Source organism: Limnohabitans sp., assembly GCF_031539175.1.
Classification (GTDB): domain Bacteria; phylum Pseudomonadota; class Gammaproteobacteria; order Burkholderiales; family Burkholderiaceae_C; genus Limnohabitans.
Genome location: NZ_JAVKLQ010000062.1, coordinates 1 through 9,264 on the forward strand (window position 1 = coordinate 1; position 9,264 = coordinate 9,264).

The window sequence follows — 9,264 nt, forward strand, 5'->3', positions numbered from 1 at the left end:
AACCGTGACGGATGAGGAATTGACTATGATTGAAAACCGATTGAATCATCGCCCCAGAAAGCGACTAGGATTCAAGACACCTCACGAGGTATTCCATGCCTCGTTAAAGCGTGTTGCACTTCGTCCTTGAATCCGCCTCTTTCAAAAGCTAATCCATTGGTGATTATTTTTGGGTGGCTATGAATGCGCAATTGGTCCATTCGTGACGTAAAGAGCCATCAATTCGTCACATTCCCTTCATATAATCGGTCCTCAAAATAAAAACTACCCAACACCTCAGCACTTTGCCGAGGTGTTTTGTTTTTACCGAAAGATGTTTTCAATGCCTCAATTGAAGTTTGCGCTTGGTTCAAGTGCTGCGGTAGCCATGGTGCTGTCGCTTTTTGTGGTTTCAGCCCACGCGCAAAACATGCAAGCGCCTACGGGCCAAACTCAAGGTTTCACGGCAGGTGCCGTAACAGGTGGCGCAGGCCTCGGTGCCATGTCGGCGGGTGGTGTGCCCTCTATCCGTGCAGTCGACCCCACCAGTCCTTTTGGTGCCCCCCTCAAGGCGCACAAACCTTGCCCAACATGCAAGGCGGCTACAACCAGCAATTGGTGGAGCCCCTCAAGCCCAACGACTTCCAAAAATTCGTCTTAGAAACCACCGGTTTCAAACTGCCCCTCTACGGCCAAACCTTCTTTGACAACGTGCAAAGCAGCCAGCGCCCCGGCGGCAACCCCTTTGCCCCTGTCGACAACGCCCCTGTTTCTGCCGACTACCCGCTCGGCCCTGGTGACCAAGTGATCATTCGTGGCTGGGGCTCGCTCGACATCGACGTGCGCACCACCATCGACCGCAACGGCATGGTCACTCTGCCACGCGTCGGCGCGGTGCAGTTGGCAGGCGTCAAAGCCGGTCAAGCCGAAAGCGTGTTGCACACAGCGGTCAGCAAGTACTACAAAGACTTCCAGCTCAGCGTCAGCCTCGGCACCCTGCGCTCCATCACCGTGTATGTGGTGGGCCAAGCCCGCCGCCCTGGCAGCTACACCCTCAGCAGCGTGTCTACGTTGGCCAGCGGTTTGTTTGCCACAGGCGGCCCCAATGCCAATGGCTCCATGCGCCGCGTGCAACTCAAGCGCGCAGGCCAAGTGGTGACCGAGCTCGACCTTTACAGCTTCTTGTCCCAAGGCAGCAACGCTGCCGATGCCAAGCTGATCGATGGCGACGTCATCTTCATTCCTCCAGCCGCTGGCTACATCGCCATGGTGGGCAAGGTCAACAACCCTGCGGTGTACGAGCTGAAAAGCACGTCTGAGACTTTAGAGCAGTTGCTCAGCGTGGCCGGTGGCGTGCCCGTGGTGGCCGACCCCCGTCGCGTCACTTTAGAGCGCATCAACCCCAGCCTCAATCAGCCTCGCAGCGTAGAAGGCTTCGCGCTGGATGTCTCAGGCCTCAAAACCCCCCTCAAAAACGGCGACTTGCTGACCGTGCAAGCCATCAGCCCCGAGATGGCCAACGCCGTTACCTTGCGTGGCAACGTGGCTCAGCCCGTGCGCTTGGCATGGCGCGAAGGCATGCGCGTGAGCGACCTCATTCCTAACCGCGAAGCCCTCATCAGCCGCGACTCGGTGCGTCGCCAAAACGAAGCCCTGTTTGACGGCAACCAACGCGAGCGCACCCAGCGCGAGCGCGAAATGATTCCGGATGATCTGTTGGCCGATAACGTGCTCAACGCCCAAGTCGAGCGCCAACTGCGCGAAGGCGTCATGCCCACCGGTACAACTAGCAACGCCGCAGCCTCTAAAAACGCCCGCGAACTGCGCGACGCCCGCGAAAACCGTTTGTATTCACAGCAAGCCGTCATCGAGCCAATTGCCAAGCGTGGCTTGCCTTCATTGGCCGAGTCGGTAGGTAACCTGTACGACGAAATCAATTGGGACTACGCCCTCATCGAGCGACTCAACCGCCAAGACATGAGCGTCAGCTTGGTGCCCTTCAACTTGGGACGCGTGCTGTCTAACGCCAAAGACCCCGACAACCAAGTGCTTCAAGCGGGCGATGTGGTCACCGTGTTCTCGGTCACCGATGTGCGTGTGCCCATTGCCAAGCGCCGCGCCATGGTGCGCATTGAAGGTGAAGTGGCCAGCCCTGGGGTGTATCAAGTCAAACCCGGCGAAACCTTAACCACTGTGTTGCAACGCGCAGGCGGCCTCACGCATGACGCCTACTTGTTTGGCGCCTCGTTCTACCGCGAAGACGTGCGCAAAAGCCAAGCCGAAAACTTGGAGAAACTCATTCGCCGCCTAGAGGCCGAGTCAAGTGCCAGCGTGGCGCAAATCAGCCAAAGCATGGGTGCCAGCTCTGATGCTTCTTTGGCCCAAGCCCGCATCTTGGCCGCGCAGCAAGCGCAGCGCCAGTCCATCGAACGTGTGCGTAACCTCAAGCCAGAAGGTCGCATTGCCATGGACATGCCGCCCGAGATGTACAACTACATCAACAAGCTTCCTGAGCTGCGCTTGCAAAACGGCGACCGTTTTGTGGTGCCCAGTCGCCCAGACTTTGTGTATGTGTTTGGCTCGGTCAACACCGAGTCGGCCTTGCTCTTTAAAGCAGACCAGTCGGTGGAGCAATACCTCAAAGTGGCGGGCGTCAGCCAAAGTGCCGACCGCGATGGCGTTATTTTGATTCGTGCCGACGGCTCTGCCGTCACGTCCACCGGCTCGTGGGGCAACCCCGTGCTGAGCGCCAAGGTCATGCCTGGCGACACCATCGTCATGCCCGAAAAGCTAGACCGCGAAGCCGGTTGGAGCTTTTTCATCCGCAACACCAAAGACATCACCCAAATTTTGTACCAGCTCGGCTTGGGTGCCGCTGCCTACAAAACCTTGCGCAACTGATAGGCACGAGCATGACCGAGCAAACCACTGCACAAGCCGCCTTGCTTGAAGACGAAGAAATCAGCCTGATCGATTTGGCCATTGCCTTAGGCGAAGAAAAAACCACCATCCTTAAAGTAACAGGCCTCTTCACTGCTGTCGCGGTGGTTGTCGCCTTGCTGTTGCCCAATATATACACAGCCAAAACCGTGATGATGCCACCTCAACAACAGCAAAGCGGCGCAGCCTCTGCGCTGGCCAGCTTGGGTGGTTTGGCCGGTTTGGCTGGGGCTGCTGCAGGCATCAAAAGCCCTGATGAAATGTATGTGGCCTTCATGCAAAGCGAAGGCCTGCAAAAAAGCATCATCGAAAAGCTGAAGTTGCAAGAGCGTTACGACACAAAGACGATTGCAGATACACGCAAAAAACTGCAAGACAACGTCAAAATTGCCCCAGACAAAAAATCTGGTCTTATCTCCATTGAGGCTGACGACAAAGACCCAGAGTTTGCTGCCCAATTGGCCAACTTGCATGTCGACGAGCTGCGTGTGTTGTTAGGCCGCTTGGCCGTCACAGACGCCCAGCAGCGTCGTATGTTTTACGAGCAGCAAATCAAAAAAGTGCAAGTCGAGTTGGCAGAAGCCGAGCAAAGCTTTAGGCAAGCCAAGGCGCAGTCGGGCATGCAAGTCACCGCTGTTCTGGCTGAGAGTGGCGTGCGTGCCAGTGCCGAGCTACGGGGCCAAATAGCGGCGCGCGAAGTGCAAATGAGTGCCATGAGCCGTTTCGCCACAGCTCAAAACCCCGACGTGCAGCGCTTGGGCGGTGAATTATCTGCCCTGCGCAGTCAACTGAACAAGCTAGAGCAGGGCAGTGGTGTGGCCGAAACTTCAACGCCATTGCAGCAGCAGGCCGTTAGGTCTTATCGCGATGTCAAAGTTCAAGAGGCCATGCTTGAAGTGCTCATTAAGCAATATGAGCTGGCTCGTGTGGACGAAGCCAAAGAAGGGCCTTTGTTGCAGCAACTTGATGTGGCAACTGCCCCTGAGCGCAAAGCAAAGCCTAAGCGCGCCATGATTGTGTTGGCGGCCGCTTTTGGTGGTTTGTTCCTTAGCCTGTTATTTGCGTTTGTTCGCCGAGCCCTGCGTAAGTCCTTAGAAACAGATCAAGGCAGTACGCAAATGGTCTTGTTACACAAAGCATGGAGTTTTAAGCGTTGAGTAATATTACCCCCATCATCCTGTGCGGCGGCTCTGGTACCCGCCTTTGGCCGCTCAGTCGCAAGAGCTTTCCCAAGCAGTTTGTTCCACTTATTGGCAGCAAGAGCTTGCTGCAACTCACACTAGAGCGGGTCTCGTTTTTAAGTAAAAACGTTATTTGCGTGGCTTCTGATGAGCATCGGTTTTTGGTCGTCGAAGCTATGCAGGCAGCCAAAGTGCAGGGCACAGTATTGCTGGAGCCCGTGGCGCGCAACACTGCCGCAGCCATGGCCATAGCGGCCTTGGCTGTAAAAGCAGAAGACCTGCTGCTGTTCTGCCCTTCTGATCACCACATCCCAGACGGTGAGGCTTTTGCCCACGTCGTCAAGCAAGGCGTTGCCGCTGCACAAGTAGGTGCTATCGTCACTTTCGGTATTTCGCCAACCTTTCCCAGCACCGCCTATGGCTACATTCGTCAAGGCAACATTCGGGCAGATGGCGCATTCAACGTCGAAGGCTTTGCAGAGAAGCCTGCAAAAGACAAGGCTGAGGCGTTGTTGCTCACGGGGGCTGCACTTTGGAATGGCGGTATTTTCTTGTGCTCAGCCCAAACTTTGCTGAGCGCTTTAGGTCAGCACGCTCCCGATATTTTGCAAACGTGCCAGCAGTCCATGAGCGCATCCACTACAGACGGTGGCTTTGTGCGCCCAGACCGGCAAGCTTTTGAAGCTTGCCGGTCTGAGAGTATTGACTACGCTGTCATGGAGCGCCACACCAACGTGGCCGTGTTGCCCTTTGTCGGCGCATGGAGCGACGTCGGCAGTTGGAACGCAGTGGCAGACCTGATCCAAGCAGACACTCAAGGCAACCGCATCTACGGGCAAGGCTTTGCATTGCAAGCCAACAGCACCTATGTGCACGCTCCCCATCGCCCCGTAGTGGTTTTGGGTACGCAAGATTTGCTTGTCATCGACACCCCAGACGCCTTGCTGGTCGCCGCCAGCAGCCATGTGGAGCAAGTCAAACAAGTTGTTGCCCGCTTGGATGCTGAGAATATTTCTGAATCGGTCCAGCATCGTAAAGTCGCTAGACCTTGGGGCGCTTACGACAGCGTCGATGTAGGTGAGCGACATCAAGTCAAGCGCATCACCGTGCGCCCGGGGGCAAAGCTCAGCCTGCAAATGCATCACCACCGTGCAGAGCACTGGATCGTGGTCAAGGGTATGGGGCTAGAGCTACCTTGGAACGTCAAAGCCAATGGCACGCTGCGCTATCGCTTGTCGGACAACTACGAGCGCTTCACCCCCGGGTGGTCGAACATGCCGCAAGTGCGCACGCACATTGCCGAGTACATGACCACCTCACGCGTGACCCTAGAAAACCTGAGCATCAGCAAAACCAACCGCCTAGGTGCTAACTGGTACGGCGCTGCCTACGCAGGTTATTTTGAAAACATGTTTGGCGGCGTAGGCGGCGAGGTGCTGTACCGCGAGCCGGGTAGCCGGTGGGCCGCTGGTTTGGATGTGAACCACGTCAAGCAGCGCAACTTCGCGCAAGACTTTGGTTTCAGAGACTATGCCATCAACACCGGCCATTTGACGGGTTATTGGATCACCCCGTTTGAAGGCGTGCACACCTCATTAAGCGTGGGCCAGTATTTGGCGGGTGACCGCGGTGCCACCATGTCCATCCAAAAGGTGTTTGCCAACGGCTCGAGCATCAGCGCCTATGCCACTAAAACCAACGTGCCTGCAGCGGTGTTTGGTGAAGGCTCGTTCGACAAAGGCATTGCTTGGATGATTCCGTTCGACGCCTTCTTAACCAGCAGCAGCCGCTACAGCGCCGGATGGAGCTGGAAGCCCCTGCTGCGTGATGGCGGCGCGAAGGTGGGACGCCCCGTGAACTTGTTTGCCGACACAGTGTGGCTGTCGCCCAACGTCAAGGCGCATGCGCCTGCCAAGCCTGACAACGACAGCGTGGCCCCTGATGACCGATTGGAACCTTATCAGCGTAAGCGGTGACGTCAGACACAGTTGGCGCAGTTCGTAAAACTGCGCCACAATCGCGCCACTTTAATTCGCAAACGGCGCCAATATGACCAGTACGTCGAGCGGCAAAATCAACGCGTCGGGTGAATGTTGACCAGCCGCCAGAAGCACGCAAACCTGTTGGCTATCAGCGAGACTTTTTGGAGGCTTATCGCCCGAACGAAACTTGGTATTTGTCCGAGTCGCTGCGCCGTCAGTTGCACAACATGGGCAAAACCGCGGATGTGACCGAGCCTGCGGGTACTTACAGCCGCGCCATTTTGAATCGATTGTTGATTGACCTGTCGTGAGCATCGAGCCATTTGGAAGGTAATACTTACTCTCGGTTAGACACGCGCGAGTTGATTGAGCACGGGAAGGCTGCGATCGAAACGCAGATGATCTTGAACCATCGAACAGCGATCGAGTTGTTGACCTTTTTGGACGTGCAAGAGCAGGCCTACAGTCGCGCAACGCTGGGTGTCTATGAAATGACTCGCGTGGAGTTGCTGCGCGACCTGTACGTGTGGGCCTATGAGCGGTCGGCGCAAGAGTACTTGGCCATCAAGCAAGAGCTCGCTGAGCCAGACCCACTTCGATTGGCTTGGCGGGACTTTATCAAGCAGACTTTGCGTGAGGTCATCACGCAGCCAGACAAAGACCCACTCACCTGTATACAGCGATCTGTGGCAAAACATATTCCAGCCGCTGAGCAGCATGCGGTGCAAGCGCTGCTCATCGAAGAACTCAGGCGTTTACATGAGGGCATGCTGGCACGCTATGGGTTGCGCCCCTCGGAGTACGCTAGATGGAAGGCGTTGCATGCCACTTAGCTCCGGATACGGTGAGGTGGGTGGGCATGGCTGCTGGTTCGAGCTTGATTCTGTAGCGTGTTTCCGGCAAAATTTAAAAAATGAACATTCGCCGGAAACGCCATGAAGCCACTGTCAAACCAGCAACGACTTCATCAAGTATTGCCGGGCGGGCTGTGGCGCAGGAGCGCTTGCAGTTGATCACCGAAAAAATTCAGGAGCAGGCTAGGCTGAACAAGGCATTGCGCTTGAACCGCGTGCCACGGGTGGTCGCTCGTGTGCTGCGCGAACTTGATCGAGCTGGTCTTCATGACAGCTTTACGGTGATTGGTACCCAGGATTTGTATGCGTACGAGGCTGTGATCAGAAAACATCACGTTTTCCAAGGAAGACCTTGTGGCGACTGAGGTGCCGGGGCTGCAGTGGCTCTTGAATGCTCCCAAGTTGGATGCCGTCGCCATTGATGAAGATGGATGGCCAGTGCCCATGCGTGTGCCTGACCCTCGTGCGTTTGCTTTGCACAAGGCTTGGCTTTCCGGTTTGCCTGAGCGCGAACCTCTTAAAAAAACCCGTGACCTGGAGCAAGCACGGTCAGTCGCGAAACTTGTCATCGACGAAATGCCGCACCTTCCGTTCGAAAGCACCTTGACATCCTTGCTCGGTGATGTCCGCAAGATGCTGCCGATGTTGATCCAATCATTAAAGGCTTGGTAAGGAGGCTGTTCGCAGTAATTGTGGGCAGATCCCAATTGGTCGGCCCCCGCTGAGGTAAATGTCTTGCTTAGAGATCAGCTTCACTTCATAATGCATATATGCATAAGGAGTTGGCGATGCAAAAAAGAATGACGATCACGATGGACGAAGTGGTTTACGAAGGTCTAGTGCGCGTCGTGGGGCGCAGAAAAATCAGTGGTTTTTTAGAAAATTTGGCACGCCCTCACGTCGTGACAGACGATTTAGCGGCAGGTTATCGCGCCATGGCTGAAGATGTTGTTCGTGAACAAGAGGCGTTGGTTTGGAGCGAGGCTTTGATCGGCGACCATGCGGCGCGGTGAGGTTTGGTGGGTTGATTTTGACCCCGCCAAAGGGGGCGAAATTCGCAAAATACGACCTGCGGTCATCATGAGCAATGATTTGTCCAATAAGCATTTGAATCGTTTGCAAGTCGTGCCGCTCACCTCCAATACGGGGCGCCTGTATCCAAGTGAAGCAGTTGTTGAGCTAGCCGGGCAGTCGAGCAAAGCCATGGCCGATCAGTTGACAACGGTGGCTAAGGAGCGATTGACAACGCGTTTGGGCGTGTTGAGCAAGCCAGATCTCAAGTCGGTGGAAGGAGTTTTGAAGCTGCAATTGGGGTTGCCGGGGTAGGGCGTTGCAGCCCCCTCGGTAGAATCACACCCAATGACGCCGCCCAACTACACCCTCACCTTCGCTTGCTACAACCAGCTCGATTACACCCAGCAGTTCATCGCCAGCTTGGACCGTGACGAGGTCGATTTTTCGCGCATTGTGGCGGTGGACAACGGCTCGACCGATGGCACACGCGAGTGGTTGGGGCAGCAGGGCTTTGGTGGGGTGATTTTGAACAACCGCAATTTGGGCTGCGGTGCCGCGTGGAACCAAGGGGCGTTGGCCATTCAGTCCAAATGGACAGTGGTGATGAACAACGATGTCATTTGCGCCAAAGGCTGGCTGCGCAACTTGCTAGCGTCTGCCGAGACCAACAACCTACACATTGCCAGCCCCGCCATGGTGGAGGGCGAGTTGAATTACGACTTTGCCGCGTGGGCCCAACAGTCCGAAGACGCCATGCGTGGCTACCTCCGCAAAGGCGCGCCGCATGCCGTGTGCATGGCCATTCGCGAGGATGTGTGGAACGAGATTGGCTACTTCATGCCTGTGCCCAAGCTGCTGGGCTATGAAGATGCCATCTTTTTTCAGCGCACGCTAGAAGCAGGCTTGAGCACAGGCACCACCGCGGATGCGTGGTTGCACCACTACGGCATGACTACCCAAAAAGCCCTCAAACTAGAAATGAAGCTGGATCAAAACGACAGCTTGGGCAATCGCAATTTGATGCGTTTGTACATGGCGCAAAGTTGGGTGGCGCGAAAGTTGGCGCGGCACCAACGTCGCAGTTTGCTCAAGGCTGCGCGAACGTACGAGGTAAGCACTTTTGGGCGAAGTGTGCATGGCATACGTGATGCAGACGCGTATGAGTGGCGTTGATTTCAAAGGCGGATTCAAGGACGAAGTGCAACAAAGATGAACTGGTTATAGGTGGCTGAGGATGCGAGAGCATCATGGCCGCTTTAACCGCCAAATCGAAATTGCCCAATGTACAAGCACCTCAGCCGAGAAGAACGATAC

10 protein-coding genes are annotated in these 9,264 nt (G+C 55.8%); all 10 read left to right on the forward strand.

From position 1 onward, the window contains the following. Positions 1 to 570: 570 nt before the first annotated feature. The 10 genes from RMS95_RS11480 to RMS95_RS11525 all read left to right on the forward strand — a co-directional run bounded on the left by RMS95_RS11480 (position 571) and on the right by RMS95_RS11525 (position 9,123). Entirely contained in the window at positions 571 to 2,880 is a 2,310-nt protein-coding gene (locus tag RMS95_RS11480) for an SLBB domain-containing protein (protein ID WP_310646311.1), read from the forward strand. Positions 2,881 to 2,891: 11 nt separating this feature from the next. Beyond that, positions 2,892 to 4,076 carry a GNVR domain-containing protein gene (locus RMS95_RS11485; RefSeq protein WP_310646294.1) on the forward strand — a complete coding sequence of 395 codons (1,185 nt, stop codon included), beginning with the start codon at positions 2,892 to 2,894 and terminating at the stop codon, positions 4,074 to 4,076. Beyond that, positions 4,073 to 6,076, forward strand: coding sequence for a mannose-1-phosphate guanylyltransferase/mannose-6-phosphate isomerase (locus tag RMS95_RS11490; RefSeq protein ID WP_310646296.1), 2,004 nt, complete (start codon positions 4,073 to 4,075; stop codon positions 6,074 to 6,076). The genes RMS95_RS11485 and RMS95_RS11490 overlap by 4 nt, the downstream gene beginning before the upstream one ends. Before the next feature lie 110 nt (positions 6,077 to 6,186). Next, positions 6,187 to 6,393 (forward strand): hypothetical protein, encoded by a 207-nt coding sequence (locus RMS95_RS11495; RefSeq protein WP_310646298.1) that lies wholly within the window; start codon positions 6,187 to 6,189, stop codon positions 6,391 to 6,393. 93 nt (positions 6,394 to 6,486) lie between these two features. After that, a complete protein-coding gene (locus RMS95_RS11500) occupies positions 6,487 to 6,915 on the forward strand; it encodes a hypothetical protein (RefSeq protein WP_310646300.1) in 429 nt (142 codons plus the stop codon). Between the two features lie 80 nt (positions 6,916 to 6,995). After that, positions 6,996 to 7,301: a hypothetical protein gene (locus tag RMS95_RS11505; protein ID WP_310646302.1), complete on the forward strand. Its 306-nt coding sequence runs from the start codon at positions 6,996 to 6,998 to the stop codon at positions 7,299 to 7,301. A gap of 22 nt (positions 7,302 to 7,323) precedes the next feature. Continuing rightward, a complete protein-coding gene (locus tag RMS95_RS11510; RefSeq protein ID WP_310646304.1) occupies positions 7,324 to 7,608 on the forward strand; it encodes a GSU2403 family nucleotidyltransferase fold protein in 285 nt (94 codons plus the stop codon). 116 nt (positions 7,609 to 7,724) lie between these two features. Beyond that, positions 7,725 to 7,949 carry an addiction module antitoxin gene (locus RMS95_RS11515; RefSeq protein WP_310646306.1) on the forward strand — a complete coding sequence of 75 codons (225 nt, stop codon included), beginning with the start codon at positions 7,725 to 7,727 and terminating at the stop codon, positions 7,947 to 7,949. Beyond that, positions 7,936 to 8,262, forward strand: a complete 327-nt coding sequence (locus tag RMS95_RS11520; RefSeq protein ID WP_310646308.1) for a type II toxin-antitoxin system PemK/MazF family toxin — start codon at positions 7,936 to 7,938, stop codon at positions 8,260 to 8,262. Before RMS95_RS11515 ends, RMS95_RS11520 begins: the two co-directional genes overlap by 14 nt. A 33-nt stretch (positions 8,263 to 8,295) precedes the next feature. Then, complete coding sequence (locus tag RMS95_RS11525) at positions 8,296 to 9,123, forward strand: glycosyltransferase (RefSeq protein ID WP_310646309.1); 828 nt, start codon at positions 8,296 to 8,298, stop codon at positions 9,121 to 9,123. Positions 9,124 to 9,264: the final 141 nt, after the last annotated feature.

Bases quoted from the DNA above. Each gene is read 5' to 3' on its own strand.
- RMS95_RS11505 (WP_310646302.1), top strand. From the start codon at position 6,996: ATGAACATTCGCCGGAAACGCCATGAAGCCACTGTCAAACCAGCAACG.
- RMS95_RS11485 (WP_310646294.1), top strand. From the start codon at position 2,892: ATGACCGAGCAAACCACTGCACAAGCCGCCTTGCTTGAAGACGAAGAA.
- RMS95_RS11515 (WP_310646306.1), top strand. From the start codon at position 7,725: ATGCAAAAAAGAATGACGATCACGATGGACGAAGTGGTTTACGAAGGT.
- RMS95_RS11525 (WP_310646309.1), top strand. From the start codon at position 8,296: ATGACGCCGCCCAACTACACCCTCACCTTCGCTTGCTACAACCAGCTC.
- RMS95_RS11480 (WP_310646311.1), top strand. From the start codon at position 571: ATGCAAGGCGGCTACAACCAGCAATTGGTGGAGCCCCTCAAGCCCAAC.
- RMS95_RS11520 (WP_310646308.1), top strand. From the start codon at position 7,936: ATGCGGCGCGGTGAGGTTTGGTGGGTTGATTTTGACCCCGCCAAAGGG.